We start from the raw sequence: 15,650 nt of genomic DNA, 5'->3' as shown, positions 1-15,650 counted from the left end.
ATCGGTCCCATCGGCGGTCGGCTGTTTACCTGCGAAAACGTTCGTCGATACAGCCAGGATGGTGATGTATCGCAGCAGGATGCCGATGGGCCGTGTCACATGGATCGAGCCTGTTCGACTCAGGTACAAGCGGGAAACGTAGCATGAATTCGGAATGGATGCCGTTGCGGCCGGATGCGGCCGTTTTTCCTGAGGGCCGCCCTGCGCGGCACCTGTTCAGGCATACCCCCGTGGAATGCCGGGCACGGCAGGATTTGGAGGCTCACGGTTACGCTCATCTCCCGCCCGAGAGTTTTGCCGAGCGGGCGCTGCAGGCCGGCGGTGACGAGGCACTCGAAGCCTTGCGCGCGAGCTGGGCGCGGTTGCCACCGGACACCTACATGAATGACGGTGGCCGCTATCGCCTGCGCCGCCACGCCGTGTTCGCGGCCCAGGGCGGCGATGTCTGGCAACTGCCCTATCGCCCGCATTTCCAGAGCCGTGCCTACAACGCCCTTAACGGCGGCATCTACCGGCGCTATGCGGAAATCGAACCCGAAGTCATCGACAATCCGGTACTGCGGAATTGTCTGAATGTGGCCCTGGATAGTGTTGAAGCGGACGATGCCCGAAGCTGTTGGTACATCGAGGCGCATCAGTTTCGCATCATCGCCCGCCGTGGCGAGGATGGCCGGCCGACGCCGGAAGGCGTGCACCGCGACGGCGTGGAAAGGGTGTTCATGGCGCTGATGGCGCGCGACAACGTCGGTGGCGGGCTCAGTCGGATCTACACCACCGACGGTACGCTGCTGCAGGAACTTTGTCTGGAACGGCCGCTGGAGGCGATGCTGGTCGACGACGCGGCCGTGCGCCACGGCGTCACTCCCATCCACGTGCTCGACCCCGCGTACGATGGAGTGCGCGATATGCTGGTGATCACGGTGCGTCGGGCCGATGACGACCTTCTTCTGCAGGCAGGCGCGAATCACGGGCGGTGATCGGGCAGAGTCATGTGCCGCGCCGCTGATTGACCTAGACTCTGACCATACGAGAGAGAAAGAGTCTCCGGGCCGAATTCTGGTAACAGGGGAAGGTGGAAATGGCGAAGAACCCGCTGGACGAGGTACGTGAGGACCACCGCAACATGGCTTTGCTGGTGGAACTGCTGCGCAGCGACGTCGAGGCGCTGCGCGAGGGTGCCGACGAGTCGGTGGATATCGAGCGCGTGTCCGATATCGTCGATTATTTCGCGCACTATCCCGACCGTGTTCACCATCCGCGCGAGGAAACCATGTTCTCGGTATTCCTCGAACACCATGAAGCCTCGCCGGAACTGGCCGATGCCCTGAAACAGGTGCAGACGCAGCACGTGAGATTTCCGGAGCTGACCGAGTCCCTCAACGAGTTGCTCAACGCAGCCATGCACGATACGCCGGTCTTGCGCGAAGAGCTGGTCGCGCGGCTGGATGACTATATCGAACAGCAGCTCGAGCACCTGGACCTGGAGGAAGGGCTGGTGTTTCCGGAACTGCGCGAGAAGATGACGGCGAAGGAGTGGCGCGAGGTCGCGCGCCGCGGGCCGCAAGAGCGTGATCCGGTGTTCGGCGCCGAGGTGCAGGAAGCCTACGTCAAGCTGTACCAGCGGCTGGAGAGCTTCCGCACCTGAACGCGGTCCGCGTCGCTGCCGGCCTGGTATTCAGAACGCTACCGTTTCGGCGGCGAACACGGGCCCGTCCACGCAGACGCGTTTCATTGCCGGACCCTCCGGCGTTTCGACGCGCACGGTGCAGCCGGCGCAGCCGCCGACCGCACAGGCCATGTACTCCTCCAGCGAAATCTGCGCCGGGATGCCGAACTCCGCGGCCAGCGCCGCTACCGCCTTGAGCATGGGGTGCGGTCCGCAGGCGAAGAACTCGACCGCGCCGTGCTCGGATTCGGGCAGCGCCTGTAGCCACAGGCGCACGAGGTCGGTCACATAGCCTTCGTGGCAGCCGGGATAACCCTGCAGGCTGGTCAGACGCGAGGGAATACCCCAGTCCTCCAGCAGCGGCATCGCGGCGATGACGCCGTCCGGCAGGCCGGGCACGAGCATCTGCGAAGGCCGGGCGCTGAACGGAAACGGCACTTCGGAGCCGAGTACGGCGAAAGGCTCGTAGCCGGGCAGGCGGCGCAGGCGGTCGGCCAGGAACACCATCGGCGGAATGCCTACGCCGCCGCCGATCAGTACGGGCCGGCGGCGTTCGGGGTGCAGCGTGAAGGGCTTGCCGATCGGTCCCATGACGCTTAGCCGCTCGCCCGGCTGGCGCCGCGCCAGCAGGCCGGTGCCGCGTCCCAGCGCCTTGTAAAGGAACTCCACCCAGCCGGCTTCGGGGTCGGTGCGCATGATCGACAGCGGCCGGCGCAACGGCAGCTGCGGGTCGCAGGTCAGGTGCACGAAGCTGCCCGGTTCGGCGCGCGCGGCGCAGCGCGGCGCGTGCACGCGCAGGACGTACTGATCGGCTTCGTGCGCATGATGGGCGAGAATCTCCGCGTCCTCGACGTGGATGGTGTCGCGATGCGGCTTGGCGTTCATGCGGCCGGTTCTCCGTCAGCGGCGTGGACCTCGCGGCCATCGATGAAGGTGCGGCGTACGCGGCCACGAAACGGCCAGCCGTGAAAGGGTGTGTTGTGTCCGCGGCTGAGCAGTTGGTCGGCGTCCAGCTCCCATTCGGCCTGCGGATCGAACACGCAAAGGTCGGCGGCGGCGCCTGCGCTCAGCGTGCCCGTTGGGAGGCCGAGAATGCCGGCCGGCGCATGGGTGACGCGAGCGATCGCTTCGGCCAGCGGCAGTACGCCTTCGTCGACCAGCCGCAAACTCAAGGGAAGCAGGGTCTCCAGCGCCGAAATACCCGGTTGGGCTTCGGCGAAGGGGGCCAGTTTTGCATCGATTTCATGCGGCTGGTGGTCGGAGCACAGCACGCTCAGCGTGCCGTCGGCCAGGGCGTCGCGCAGGGCGTCGCGATCGCGTTCGGCGCGCAGCGGTGGCAATACGCGGCACTGCGGATTGAAATCGGCCACATCCATTTCGGTCAGGAACAGCTGGTGGGCGGCGGCGTCGCCGCTGACCGGCAGGCCGTCTGAGATCGCGCGCGCGAGCAGGCGCACGCCAGCGGCGCTGGACAGGCGGCCGAAGTGCACCCGTGCGCCGGTCTGTTCGACCAGCGCCAGCCAATGTCCGAGTGCGGCGGTTTCGGCGGCCACCGGGATGGCGGCCAGGCCCAGCCGCGAAGCTACCGCGCCTTCGTGCGCACAACTGCCGCGGGTCAGTGTTGCTTCCATGGGCTGGGCGAACACCGTCAGCCTCAGGCCGGCGGCGTACTCCAGTGCGCGGCGCAGCACCAGCAGGTCGGCTACGGGCCGCTGAGCATTGCTCATGCCGACGCAGCCGGCCTCGGCCAGCGCGGCCATCTCGGTGAGGTGCTCGCCGTCGAGTCCGTTGGTGAGCGCGCCGACCACGGCCACGCGTGCGCCGGCCGCAGCCTCGGCCTTCTGGCGCAGCAGGCGCACGTCGGCCGGCGAATCGATCGGCGGCTGCGTGTCGGGCTGGGCGCAGACCGTGGTGACGCCGGCCGCGGCCGCGGCGCGGCACTCGCTGGCCACCGTGCCCTTGTGTTCCTCGCCCGGCTCGCGCAGGCGCGCGGCCAGATCGACCAGTCCGGGCAGGATCCACAGCCCTTTGGCGTCCAGCGTCTCGTCGGCCTGGAAACCGGTCGGGTCGAGGCCGACGATGCGGCCCTCGGCGAGCGCGAGATCGGCGATGCGGTCGACGCCGTTGGCCGGGTCGAGGATCCGGCCCTGGCGGATGAGAATGCGCTTCATGCGGGTACCTTCGGGTTGACGCCCATGACCATGGACATGACCGCCATGCGGATCGACAGGCCGTAGGTCACCTGGCGCAGAATCACCGACTGTGGGCCGTCCGCGACCTCCGAGGTGATTTCGACGCCGCGGTTGGCCGGGCCGGGATGCATGACGATGGCGTCGGGAGCGGCCAGCGCGAGGCGCGCTTCGGTCAGGCCGTAGCGCTGGAAGTACTCGTGTTCGCTGGGGATGAACGCGCCGCGCATGCGTTCGCGCTGCAGGCGCAGCATGATGACCACGTCGACGTCGCGCAGGCCTTCGTCCATGTCGTGGTAGACCTGTACACCGAGCCGCTCGACGCCGGCCGGCAGCAGGGTGCGCGGGCCGATCACGCGTACCTCGCCGGCGGCCAGGGTGTTGAGCGCATGGATCTCCGAGCGCGCCACGCGCGAGTGCAGCACGTCGCCGACGACGGCGATGCGCAGCCGCGACAGATCGCCCTTGTGGCGGCGGATGGTGAACATGTCGAGCAGGGCCTGCGTGGGATGCGCGTGGCGGCCGTCCCCGGCGTTGATCACGGCGATGTTGGGGGCAACGTGACGGGCGATGAAGTGCGCGGCGCCGGCCTCTGCATGGCGCACTATGAACATGTCGCACTGCATGGCCTCGAGGTTGCGCAGCGTGTCCAGCAGGGTTTCGCCCTTGGTGGTCGACGAGGCGCTCATGGTGAGACTCATGACGTCGGCCGAGAGGCGCTTGGCGGCCAGCTCGAAGGTGGTGCGGGTGCGCGTGCTCGGCTCGAAGAACAGGTTGGCGACGGTTTTGCCGCGCAGCAGCGGCACCTTCTTTACGCCCTGGTCGTTGAGGCCGGCGAAGGACTCGGCGTTGTCGAGGATCTGTTCCAGCAGTGGACGGCCCAGGCCCTCGACGTCGAGCAGGTGGCGCAGGCGGCCGTCGTCGGTCAGTTGCAGGTCGTTGGGCAGCGGTCCCGGGCGCGGATTGAGGGCGTTCATCGCGGCTCCTCCTCGCGTTGGGCGCGGCCTTCTCCCAGCGCCAGACGCAAGGGATCGGGGCCCTGCAGGTGTACGCGCAGTTCCTGCGGGAGTTCGAGGCGGGCGCCGGCCAAGTCGGCGGCGATGGGCAGTTCGCGCCCGTTGCGGTCGATCAATGCAATCAGGCGCACGCGGGCGGGACGGCCGAAGTCGAAAATCTCGTTGAGCGCTGCGCGTACGGTGCGGCCGGTGTGCAGCACGTCGTCGACCAGCCAGACGGTCTTGCCGTCGACGCTGCCGGGCAGGCTCGAGGGCTGCAGGCGCGGATGCAGCCCGCCGCGGGCGAGGTCGTCGCGGTAGTAGCTGACGTCCAGGGTGCCCAGCGGTAGTGCCAGCCCAAGGCGTTCGTGCAGCGCTTCGGCGAGCCAAACGCCGCCGGTGTGGATACCGACCAGCATAGCGTTGTCGATGTCGCCGGCCAGTTCGGCACGCAGGCGTTCGGCCAGCGCGTCGAGCAGCGGCGGTACGGTGGGCAGTTCGGGCGTGTCGGTCATGGGTGTGTGTCGGTGGGAGGTTGGGCGAGCCAGTCTTCGAGTAGCAGGGCGGCAGCGTAGCGGTCGACGTCGGCCTTGTCGATGCGCCCGCGACGTCCCTCGGCGCGCTGTTCGCGCAGTAGCGTTTCGGCGGCGCGGGAGCTGAGGCGCTCGTCGACCAGTGCCACCGGCAGTCGGAAGCGCTCGCCAAGCTCGCGGGCGAAGTCTTCGGCGACCTCGGTCATCGGCACTGCGGTTCCGTCCATACGGGTCGGGCGGCCGACCACCAGCTGCGCAGGGCGCCATTCGCGCAATAGTGCGTCGATGGCCCGCCAGTCGGGTTTGCCCTGGGGCGTGTCGAGCGTGGTCAACGGGCGGGCCGTGCCCGTAAGTCGCTGACCGACAGCCACACCGGTGCGCCGTGTGCCGTAGTCGAAGCACAAGGCGGTGCCGCCCTCAGGCATGCCCGGCTTCTGAACTCAGCAGGGTGAGGTCGACTCCCAGGCGCGAGGCCGCGGCCTGCCAGCGCGTCGGCAGCGCTTCCTCGAACAGTATGGCTTCCGCGGCCGGCAGGGTGAGCCAGGTGTTGTCGGCGAGTTCGGTTTCGAGCTGGCCCGCGCCCCAGCCGGCGTAGCCGAGCATGATCATGGCATCGGCCGGGCCGCCTTCGCCGTTGGCCATGGCCTCGAGGATGTCGCGCGAGGCGGTCAGGCCGAGCGTTTCACTGAGGGCGATGGTATTTTCCCAGGCTCCCAGCGGCCGGTGCAGCACGAAGCCGCGTTCCATCTCCACCGGTCCGCCGTAGTACACCGGCTGCCTGCCGAGTTCGGCATCCGCGGCTTCGAGGTCCATGTGTTCGAGCAGTTGTCCCACACGCAGGTCCATGCCGCGGTTGACGACCAGCCCCATGGCGCCCTGATCGGTGTGTTCGCAGATCAGCGTGAGCGTACGGCTGAAATTCGGATCGGCCATCTGGGGCATGGCGATCAGGAACTGGTTGGCAAGAGAAGTCACGGCGCTCATGCGCATAGTATCCGGCGCGCACCGTGATGCTGGCAAGAGCGGTAGCGCGCTGGGCGACTGCCGTCACCCGTCCGGGTAGCGGCAGTCGCATGGGAGAGCCGGTCCGGAGCGTCTCAGATGTTCGATGCCTGGCATGCGGCCTCCAGCGCGCCGAGCAGCCCCGCGCGCTGGTCGAGGATGACCTCGACGTGCAGAGCTTCGAGTAGGTGGTTCATCGGTGGGCGGTCGTGCAGGGCGGACAGAAAGCCCGGCGCCTGCAGGAAGGGCAGGATCTTGGGAGGGATGCCTCCAGCCAGGTAGGCGCCACCGGTGGGCAGCGCGGCGAGCGCCAGGTCGGCGAGCTGCCCGGCTAGGATGTCGGCATAGAGTTCCAGCGTGGCGACGGCGAGTCCGTCGCTGCCGGCAATCGCGGCCTCGCCGATGGCTGCAGAGGGATCGCCTTGGTGCATGGCCTGCTGCAAGGCGGCGCCGGCCGGGTGGCCAGCCTCACGGCAGATGAAATCGAGCAGGCGCGGCAGGCCGGGGCCAGCGAGAAGGTGTTCGCGCGAGCAACGGCCTTCGCGCTCGGTGAAGTGGCGGATCAGTTCGAGCTGGCGCAGGTTCGCTGGAGAAAACGCGGCATGGCCGGACTCGGCCGTCAGCACACGCAACGGTCCGTCGCCGGGGCAGGCGATGGCGCTGTTGAAGCCGGTGCCCGGCGCGGCGACCAGACGCTGGCCATTGGCGATCTGGCGACCCTCCTGCAATACGACCCGCTGGTTCGCGGGCAGTACGTCGACGGCATGCGCAATGCTGGCCAGGTCGTTGATTAGCTTGACGCCGGGAATGTCCAAGGCCTTGCGTACGGCGGCTGCGTCGAGATCCCAGGGCTGGTTGGTGAGGCGCGCGTACTGCGCCTGGCCATCGCCTTCGATGGGGCCGGCGATGGCGAAACAGGCGGCTCCCAGCTCGACTGTCTCGTCGCTTAGGGTGTCGAGTAGTTCGCGGATCATCGGCACGATATCGCTGTAGGCGGCACTGGAGAAGCGCTGTTCCGCAACGATCTCGGGCCCGGCTTCGCCTGCTCGGGCGAGTGCGAGCAGGGTCTTGGTTCCGCCGATGTCTCCGGCGATTAGGTGCATATGGTTGCCTCCATAGTGTGTGGTATCGGTTTTATTGCGGTTGAGATATATACCACTCAAGTTTCCCTTGCGGCCGCAGACGTTCCACGGGCAGCGGCATTTCGGCCTCGGCGGGGCCGCGTTCCAGCCGTTGCAGAATGTCGGCCTTGCCGTTGCCGTCGACCAGGAACAGCACGTGGCGGGCGCGCTCGATGCTGGGTCGGGTCAGTGATACGCGCCAGGCATCGAGTTTGGGAACGAACACTTCGGCCGCGTCGTGCTCGTGTTCGTCGAGGATGGCGGTGCCCGGAAACAGCGACGCGGTATGTCCGTCGCCGCCCAGGCCGAGCAGGATCAGGTCGAGTTCGGGGCGGTTGTCCCGCCGCGGCGCCTCGTCCGCCAGCTGTGCCGCGTAGAGACGGGCGGCCTCAGCCGGTGCCAGCCCGGCCGCGGGAATCATGGGGTGTATCTGGCCGACAGGGATGGTGACGCGGTCGAGCAGGGTTTCGCGGGCCATGTGGTAGTTGCTGTCGGCATGATCGGGGGGGACGCAGCGCTCGTCGCCGAACCAGACGTGCCAGTGCTGCCAGTCGACGCCCGGTTCGCGAGCCAGGCGCGCATGCAGGCCGCGCGGCGTGTTGCCGCCCGACAGCGCGATGTGGAAGGCGCCGCGCGCGGCAATGGCCGCGCGGGCGAGTTCCAGGATGCGCTGGGCTGCGGCTTCGTGCAGTGCTGCGGTGTCGGGCAGGCGTTGCTGAGGGATCACGAAGCGGTCCTGAATTCGGAGCGTCGTTCCTCGATGCGTCCGAGCAGGTGCTGGAATGCGTCGCTGAAGGATTTGACGCCTTCGTTCTCGAGCTGATCGGTGACCGCATTGAGGTCGATGGCGAATTCGGCCAGCCGGGACAGAACCGCACGGGCCTGGTCGACGTCCTGATCGACGGTCACGTTTTCCAGCGGGGTCTCGAGCAGCATATCGTAGGTGGCCGGTGGCAGGGTGTTGACCGTGTGCGGTCCGACCAGTGATTCGACGTACAGCAGCGGCGGGTAATCGGGGTTCTTGGTGCTGGTGCTGGCCCACAGCAGGCGCTGCGGTTTGGCCCCGGCGGCCGCGAGGCGCTGCCAGCGTTCGCCTGCCATCACCTCCTGCATGTGCGCGTAGGCAACCTTGGCGTTGGCGACTGCGGACTGACCGCGCAAGGTGAGCGCTTCGGCCGAGCCGTGGCCCTCCAGTGCCTTGTCCAGCTTGCCGTCCACCCGGCTGACGAAGAAGCTCGCGACCGAATTGATGTTCTCGAGCGGCAGCCCGGCGGCCAGACGGGCCTCGAGAGCATCGAGGTAGGCGCCGAGCACGTCGCGGTAGCGTTCGACGGAGAACAGCAGAGTGACGTTGACGTTGAGTCCATCCTCGAGCAGTTCGCGGATTGCAGGGATGCCTTCGCGGGTCGCCGGTACCTTGATCATCAGGTTGGCGCGGTTGACCTGCTGCCACAGCGAACGCGCCTGGCTCACTGTCGCATCGGTGTCCCGGGCCAGACTGGGTGAAACCTCCAGGCTGACTAGCCCGTCGCTGTGGCCGCTGTCGCGGTAGACGCCCGCGAACTGGTCGGCGGCGCGACGCACGTCTTCGATGGCGAGGCGGAAGAACAGCTCCTGATTGGGCTGCTGGCTATCGCGCGCGAGTTCTTCGCGCAGCGCGTCGTCGTAGAGGTCGGTTTCGGCGATGGCCTTGTCGAATATAGAGGGATTCGACGTCATGCCTCGCAGGCCGTCGTTTTCGATCATCCGCTTCAGACTGTCGTCGTCGAACATGTCGCGGCGGATATAGTCGATCCAGATGCTCTGGCCGAGTTCGGTGAGATGCTGTACGGGGGTGGGGGTCGGCATAAGCGTTTGTCTCCTGTCCGTGGAGGCGGTGTGTGGTGCGGGAACGCGGCGCGCGACGGCGGGTGCTCCCCGGTTACGTCGGATGGCTGTCGGTGCGGGCGGTTGCCGTGGCGCACGTTCGATCGACGTATCCCTAAATTTTAGGTGAGACCGGCGATGTTCGCATGAGTTCTTGCTAGGCGTCGGAGTGACGTCTTTTCCCGCTTTTTCGCTCTTAGGCTCGTTTCGGGCACGTGTTAGCGGCGCTTGCGTGGATGAAGGCGGCGTATTTGCTGGCGGTGGTGTCCTGTTTCGGGCGCGATTCGATGCCTGGGGATTCGCTAGATCAAGGTGACGCGCCCGAGCCGATTTCTTTGAAATGCGCAAAGAAACCGGCGAAAGAAACGCACCCCCAGGATCACTTGTCCCTATCGGGCAACCTCGCGAACGCACGCCTGAACGGGGCCCGCAGCCATTCGCTTCCTGCGAAGGGCTGCTTGGCCGGCGTCCTGCCGGCCATCCCCGCCCAGGCGCACGCCCGCGAGGCAAGCGATCAGGGGGGACCAAACATCAAAACCGGGCGACTCCGAAGCGACTCTTTCTGAATTAGCTGATTCGTAACTCGGGAGTGTGGGGTACGTTCTGTTTTGACGTGTGCTTCCCGTTAGGCCTTGCCTCGAGCGTGCACCCCGGCACGGGGTCGGGCGGCAGGGAGGCCGCCCGAGCAGGCTTTGCCAGGAGGGCAAGTGCCTGCGGTGCCCCGTGGCGGGGTGTGCGCTCGAGGTCTGCCCGTAGGGACAAGGCCTTTCGGGTGCCTTTCTTTCGCCTCTTTCTTTGGGCATGCAAAGAAAGGGGCTCGGGCGCGTCACCGATTCAGAGCGAAACCCCAGACATCGAATCGCGCCCGAAACAGACCCCACTCGCTTGAGAATAGAATCTGCCGGAACTGCTGCGTGCGTTGTTGCATCCTAGAAACCAGTTGGCCAAAGCGCGCCGCGTCTGGCGCTCTAGCCAGCGGCGCCCGCCGCCGCATCGGCCAACGCAACGAACTCGGCCACGCTCAGCGTCTCGGCGCGGCGCACCGGATCGATGCCGGCCGCGGCGATCAGCGGCGCGTCGACCATGTCCCTGAGCGCTCGGCCCAGGGTCTTGCGGCGCTGGGCGAAGGCCTGGGCGACGACTTTGGCGAACAGCGTTTCGTCCTGTGCCGCATGCGGCAGCGCGGGATAGGGCTGCAGCCGCACCACGGCGGAGTCGACCTTGGGCGGAGGGGTGAAGGCGCCGGGGCCGACGCGGAACAGGGCATCGACCCGGCAGCGGTATTGCACCATCACGGACAGACGGCCGTATTGCTTGCTGCCGGGCTCGGCGGCAAGCCGTTGGACCACTTCCAACTGCAGCAGGAAGGTCATGTCGCGGATGAGCGCGGCGCTTTCCAATAGGTGGAAGATCAGCGGTGTGGAGATGTTGTAGGGCAGGTTGCCGGCCACGCGCAGGCCTTCGGGCGGGGCGAGACTGGCGAAGTCGAAGCGCAGCGCGTCGGCCTGGTGAATTTTCAGGGCGTCGCCGAAGCGCGTCCGCAGCCGTGGTACCAGGTCGCGGTCGAGTTCGACTGCGTGCATGCGCGGGATGCGGGCGAGCAGCGCGGTGGTTAGCGCACCCTCGCCGGGGCCGATCTCGACCAGGGTATCGCCTGGCTGTGGTGCGATGGCGGCGGCGATGCGTTCGATCACGTTCGGATCGTGCAGGAAGTGCTGCCCGAAGCGCTTGCGCGGGATATGGTTCATCCTGGCGTCTTGCTGCGGCGCACGATATCCGCGGCCGCTTCCAGCGCGGCCTGCAGGCTGCCGGTCTCGGCGCGGCCGGTACCGGCCAGTTCCAGGGCGGTGCCGTGGTCGACCGAGGTGCGCACGATCGACAGCCCCAGGGTGATGTTGACGGCATGGCCGAAGCCGGCGTACTTGAGCACCGGCAGGCCCTGATCGTGGTACATCGCGAGCACGGCGTCGGCATGTTGCAGATGGCGTGGCGTAAACAGGGTATCGGCGGGCAGGGGGCCGAACAGTTTCAGGCCTTCGCTGCGCAGTTCCTCCAGGGCCGGGCCGATGATGTCGATCTCCTCGCGGCCGAGATGGCCGCTTTCGCCGGCATGCGGATTGAGGCCGCAGACGAGGATGCGCGGCTCCGACAGGCCGAAACGCGTGCGCAGGTCGCGGTTCAGGATACGCAGCACACGCTGCAGGCGCTCGCGGGTAATCGCGCGGCTGACCTCGGACAGCGGCAGATGGGTGGTGGCAAGCGCCACGCGTAGTTCGTCGGCGGCCAACAGCATGACCGGGTGTGCGCCGTTGCAGCGGGCGGCGAGGAATTCGGTGTGGCCGCTGAACGGGGTGCCGGCGTCGTTGATTACGCTCTTGTTCACCGGTCCGGTGACCAGCGCGTCGAACTCGCCTGCGAGGCAGCCGTCGGTGGCGCGCTCGAGGGTGCGAAGTACGTAGCTGGCATTGCGCGGATCGAGGTGTCCGGGGACGACCTCGGCCGAGGGCTCGACGGGGAGCACGCAGAGTTCGCCGACTGCAGTCGGTGGCGCGCCGGGCGTGTATTCACGCAGCCGTAGCGGCAGGTCCAGCTGCCGCGCGCGCTCGGCGAGCAGCTGTGGGTCGGCGATGACGATCCAGGCCGTGTCCGGGGCGGGCCCGGCCTGGGCCAGTCGGACGACGAGGTCGGGGCCTATGCCGGCCGGTTCGCCGGGGGTGATGGCGAGCGTCGGCAAGTCGTCAGCCGGCGTCTTGGGCGCCGTGCCGTTTGAGCAGGATGCGCACGTAGGCCTGGTCGCGGATGTGGCGCAGCCATATGTTCAGGGCCTCCTGGCTCTTGCGCTGGAAGATGATCTGCTTGGCGCGCGCCTGGACCATCTGTTCGGTGCTGTCGTGCTGACGGCGACCCAGAACCTCCAGAATGTGCCAGCCGTAGGGGGTGCGGAACGGTTGGCTGACCTTGCCCACGGGGGTTTCGTTCATCACCTTCTGGAATTGCGGCACCAACTGGCCGGGATTGACCCAGCCCAGATCACCGCCGTTGGCGGCGCTGCCGGTGTCGTCCGAATTGGCCTTTGCCAGGGTGGCGAAACTGGCGCCCCGCTCGATCTCGCGGCGTAGTCGTTCGAGTTTGGCACGGGCCTGCGCGCTGCTCATGGTTGGAGTGATCTTGATCAGGATGTGCCGCACATGGGTCTGCGTGATGGTGACTTTCTTGCCGCCGCGAACGCCGAGCAGCTTGACGAGATGGTAGCCGCTGGGGCTGCGGATGGGTTGGCTGATATCGCCGCTTTGCATGATGTTGACGACACGCACGAAATAGGTGGGAAGCTGGTCGGCGCCCAGCCAGCCGAGGTCGCCGCCGTCGAGCGCGTGCTGGCCGGCCGAGTGCGCCACAGCGAGCTTGGCGAAGCTTTCACCGCCATCGGCCTGCTTGCGCAGTTTCTCGGCTTCGCTGCGCGCGCTCTTGATCTGTTCGGGCGAGGCCGCGCCGGGGATTGGGATCAGAATCTGCGCCAGGTGGTACTGCAGTCCGGGGTCGAGCTGGTTGGCGTGCTGGGCGAGAAAGTCGCGCACTTCCTGCTCGGTGACGCGGATATTCTGGTCGACGGAGCGTTGCTGCAGCTTCTGGATGGTCAGGTGGTCGCGTATCTGCTTGGTGAAGCTCGCCCAGCTATGGCCATCGGCGACGATGCTGTCGTGCATCTGGGCGACGGTCATGCCGTTCTGCTGGGCCAGCCGTGCCAGAGCGTCATTGAAGGTCTGGTCGTCGATGCGGATACCGTTCAGGGCGGCGATGCCGAGCTGGATCTTCTCCAGGATCATGCTGTTGAGTACCTGGCGCTCGAGTACGGCATCGGCCGGCAGTTGCGTGCCGCGGGCCTGCAGTTCGGCCTTGATCTGAGTGGTTCGCTCCTGCAGCTGGCGCATGGTGATGACGCCGTTGTCGACGATGGCGGCGATGCTGTCGAGCGGTACCAGCGGCGCCTGGGCCGGTTCGGCGGCATTGGCGCCGACGGGCAACGCCGTGAACAGCAGGGAGGCTAACAGTACTTTAAGAAGACGATGCATAGTCGGGAATGGTCCGTTGCAGATAGGAGCCGATCGGGTTGCCGAGGTTGCCCAGGCCCTTGAGGACGAGTTCGAAGTAGATTCCGCTATTGTACTTGCCGTCGGTGTTGGTGACATAGCGGCGTGCCAGTACGCGGGCGGCCCAGCAGCAGCTGTTGTACTGCAGCCCGGCGAAGGCGTCGAGCACGCGACCGTCGCGTACCGAGAAGTTCCAGCGGGCGGTGGTCTGCCAGTGGGCGTTGAGCGGCCAGATGAAGCTGACGTCACTCTGGTCGACGCTGCCGCGGCGGAACTGGTAGCCGAGGTTGACCAAGCGTTGGCGGTCGAGATGGTACTGCACGCCCGTGTACACGCTGTCGACGGTATGGTCGTACGGGTTGTAGGTCATGTCGCCGGTCGCGTTCCAGTGGTTGGCGAGGGAGGCGCTGAGCCGGCCTGCATAGTCGGAACGGTGCTGCTTCTCGACCGGATTACCCGGCAGGGTGACCTTGCGCGGGCGGAAATAGAGTATCTGCCCGAGGCTGGCGCTGAAGCGCTCGGCGCCGGTGTCGGCGTTGATGAAGCGGGTGGTCAGGGCGAGGCTGAGCTGGTTGGCGTCGCCGACACGGTCTCCGCCGGAGAAGCGGTTGTCGCTGAACAGTTGGCTGAAGCTGAAGTCGTTGAGCGAGGTATCGAAGACCGGCAGGTTCTGCTGGTCGCGGTAGGGCGCGTACAGGTAGTACACGCGCGGCTCCAGGGTCTGCAGGGTATTCGTTCCAGCATTGCGCTCGAAGTACACGCCGGCGTCCACGCTGGCGATGGGCAGGCTGCGCGTGGGATCCGCGGAGGTGCCGGGCGCCTGGTCCAGAAGGTGGTAGGAAGTGTAGCGGTATTTGAGCGCCGGGGTCAGGAACCAGGCCGCGCCGCTCAGCGGCAGGCGCAGGCCGGGCGTGAGATCGAGCCGCGAACCGGTGACGCTGTCGCGACGTATGAAGCGGGTCCAGTCGGCGTTGAGCATGGTCTGCAGGCCGAGCTTATTGTCGGGCAGCCAGCCGTTGAAGTCGATCTGAGGCAGGCGCTCGTAGGGCAGGTCGCTGGTACTCAACGAGGGATCGAGTATCTGGTATTTCTGCACCCGCGAGGTGATATTCCAGTTGGCGGCGCTGTAGGTGGCGCTGGCGCTGCGCTCGAGCTTGGTGGTGCTGCTCACGTCCAGTGAGTTGCCGAGGTCGTTGAAGTAGGCGTTGTCCGAAACGCGGTTGTAGTTGATGTGGGTGCTCAGGCCGGGCAGCGGTGTTGCCTGCTGATGGAATGCATAGAGCCAGCGCGAGTTGCCGTAGAGGCGGTCGTTGGGTAGATAATTGCCCTCCAGCACGCTGTAGCTGTTCGGGCTGAGGTAGCGAAATTCGGTGCCCAGGCCGACGCCTCTCCGGGTGAGGATCTGCGGTGTGAAGGTCGCGTCGGCCTGGGGGGCGATGTTCCAGTAGATCGGCTGGCGGTATTCGAAGCCGCTGTTGGTCGATTCGCCGATGATCGGCGGCAGTAGGCCGGATTTGCGCTTGTTGCTGAGCGGGAAGCTGAGATACGGCGTATACAGGATCGGTACGTTCTTGAAGCGCAGTACGACGTCGCGCGCGACGCCCTGATCGTCCTTCCGGTCTAGGCGCAGGCTGGAGGCCGACAGTACCCAGGCCTGATGCCCGATCGGACAGGTGCTGTAGGTGGCGTGGGTCAGCGTGGTCAGGTTGGCGTTCTTACGCGCGATATGGGCAGCACGGCCCTGGGCGTGTGCGGGGTAGTACTGGTAGCGGGTGTCGTTGACGTTGCCGCTGTGGCGGCCGAGGTTGAAGTGCCCTGAACCTCCCCGGATCTGCATGGTCGGCGTTTCCAGGGTCAGCGCTCCCGGAGAGGTGACTTCCTGGGTGCGATTGTCGAAGCTCAACGCATCGGACATCAGCGTCTGGTCGCCACGGGTGATCTGCACGTTGCCCTGCAGTTCGGATACGCCATTCTGTTTGAGGAAGGCCCTGTCGGCGAGCACGTGGACGAGGTCGTCGCCGTAGCTGGGCAGCGTCGGCCTGACCGGTGCCGGACAGAGTTGCCAACCGTCGGTGGGCAGGCCTGCCGCCAGGACGGCGGCCGGGGTGCCTAGCATGCCGAACAGGGCAAGGATGCAGCGGCGTATCGCCATGAGACTACTCTGAACGGAATCGGGTCGCGACGGCCGTC

At 66.7% G+C, this 15,650-nt stretch carries 15 protein-coding genes; 2 read left to right on the top strand and 13 right to left on the bottom strand.

The features are described 5' to 3' along the window. The first annotated feature begins 143 nt into the window (after positions 1-143). Both P8014_RS06030 and P8014_RS06025 read left to right on the top strand, forming a co-directional pair. The gene (locus P8014_RS06030; protein ID WP_337816405.1) at positions 144-977 is read left to right on the top strand and encodes a 2OG-Fe dioxygenase family protein; all 834 of its coding nucleotides are present in this window, start codon (positions 144-146) and stop codon (positions 975-977) included. Between the two features lie 101 nt (positions 978-1,078). Further along, on the top strand, positions 1,079-1,645 hold the full coding sequence (locus tag P8014_RS06025; protein WP_337816404.1) for a hemerythrin domain-containing protein: 567 nt from the start codon (positions 1,079-1,081) through the stop codon (positions 1,643-1,645). 30 nt (positions 1,646-1,675) lie between these two features. Here the strand turns inward: P8014_RS06025 and P8014_RS06020 are convergent, their stop codons facing one another. The 13 genes from P8014_RS06020 to lptD form a co-directional block, all read right to left on the bottom strand. Continuing rightward, a complete protein-coding gene (locus tag P8014_RS06020; protein WP_337816403.1) occupies positions 1,676-2,551 on the bottom strand; it encodes a dihydroorotate dehydrogenase electron transfer subunit in 876 nt (291 codons plus the stop codon). Then, entirely contained in the window at positions 2,548-3,837 is a 1,290-nt protein-coding gene (locus P8014_RS06015) for a dihydroorotase (protein ID WP_337816402.1), read from the bottom strand. The genes P8014_RS06020 and P8014_RS06015 overlap by 4 nt, the downstream gene beginning before the upstream one ends. Next, complete coding sequence (locus P8014_RS06010; RefSeq protein WP_337816401.1) at positions 3,834-4,832, bottom strand: aspartate carbamoyltransferase catalytic subunit; 999 nt, start codon at positions 4,830-4,832, stop codon at positions 3,834-3,836. Before P8014_RS06010 ends, P8014_RS06015 begins: the two co-directional genes overlap by 4 nt. Beyond that, the gene (gene pyrR, locus P8014_RS06005) at positions 4,829-5,365 is read right to left on the bottom strand and encodes a bifunctional pyr operon transcriptional regulator/uracil phosphoribosyltransferase PyrR (protein WP_337816400.1); all 537 of its coding nucleotides are present in this window, start codon (positions 5,363-5,365) and stop codon (positions 4,829-4,831) included. The genes P8014_RS06010 and pyrR overlap by 4 nt, the downstream gene beginning before the upstream one ends. Continuing rightward, positions 5,362-5,808, bottom strand: a complete 447-nt coding sequence (ruvX, locus tag P8014_RS06000) for a Holliday junction resolvase RuvX (RefSeq protein WP_337816399.1) — start codon at positions 5,806-5,808, stop codon at positions 5,362-5,364. The genes pyrR and ruvX overlap by 4 nt, the downstream gene beginning before the upstream one ends. After that, positions 5,801-6,367, bottom strand: coding sequence for a YqgE/AlgH family protein (locus P8014_RS05995; RefSeq protein WP_337816398.1), 567 nt, complete (start codon positions 6,365-6,367; stop codon positions 5,801-5,803). Before P8014_RS05995 ends, ruvX begins: the two co-directional genes overlap by 8 nt. Positions 6,368-6,480: 113 nt before the next feature. After that, positions 6,481-7,488, bottom strand: coding sequence for a glucokinase (locus P8014_RS05990; protein WP_337816397.1), 1,008 nt, complete (start codon positions 7,486-7,488; stop codon positions 6,481-6,483). A gap of 31 nt (positions 7,489-7,519) precedes the next feature. Then, positions 7,520-8,233, bottom strand: a complete 714-nt coding sequence (gene pgl, locus P8014_RS05985; protein WP_337816396.1) for a 6-phosphogluconolactonase — start codon at positions 8,231-8,233, stop codon at positions 7,520-7,522. Next, the gene (gene tal, locus P8014_RS05980) at positions 8,230-9,354 is read right to left on the bottom strand and encodes a transaldolase (protein WP_337816395.1); all 1,125 of its coding nucleotides are present in this window, start codon (positions 9,352-9,354) and stop codon (positions 8,230-8,232) included. Before tal ends, pgl begins: the two co-directional genes overlap by 4 nt. 986 nt (positions 9,355-10,340) lie before the next feature. Next, complete coding sequence (gene rsmA / locus P8014_RS05975; protein ID WP_337816394.1) at positions 10,341-11,120, bottom strand: 16S rRNA (adenine(1518)-N(6)/adenine(1519)-N(6))-dimethyltransferase RsmA; 780 nt, start codon at positions 11,118-11,120, stop codon at positions 10,341-10,343. Further along, positions 11,117-12,106 carry a 4-hydroxythreonine-4-phosphate dehydrogenase PdxA gene (pdxA, locus tag P8014_RS05970; protein WP_337816393.1) on the bottom strand — a complete coding sequence of 330 codons (990 nt, stop codon included), beginning with the start codon at positions 12,104-12,106 and terminating at the stop codon, positions 11,117-11,119. The genes rsmA and pdxA overlap by 4 nt, the downstream gene beginning before the upstream one ends. Before the next feature lie 4 nt (positions 12,107-12,110). Continuing rightward, positions 12,111-13,442, bottom strand: a complete 1,332-nt coding sequence (locus tag P8014_RS05965) for a peptidylprolyl isomerase (RefSeq protein ID WP_337816392.1) — start codon at positions 13,440-13,442, stop codon at positions 12,111-12,113. After that, a complete protein-coding gene (gene lptD / locus P8014_RS05960) occupies positions 13,426-15,612 on the bottom strand; it encodes an LPS assembly protein LptD (RefSeq protein WP_337816391.1) in 2,187 nt (728 codons plus the stop codon). The genes P8014_RS05965 and lptD overlap by 17 nt, the downstream gene beginning before the upstream one ends. Positions 15,613-15,650: the final 38 nt, after the last annotated feature.

The sequence above is a fragment of the Acidihalobacter sp. genome (genome assembly GCF_037381185.1).
GTDB lineage: Bacteria > Pseudomonadota > Gammaproteobacteria > DSM-5130 > Acidihalobacteraceae > Acidihalobacter_A.
This window is presented reverse-complemented; position numbering and strand designations above follow the sequence as displayed.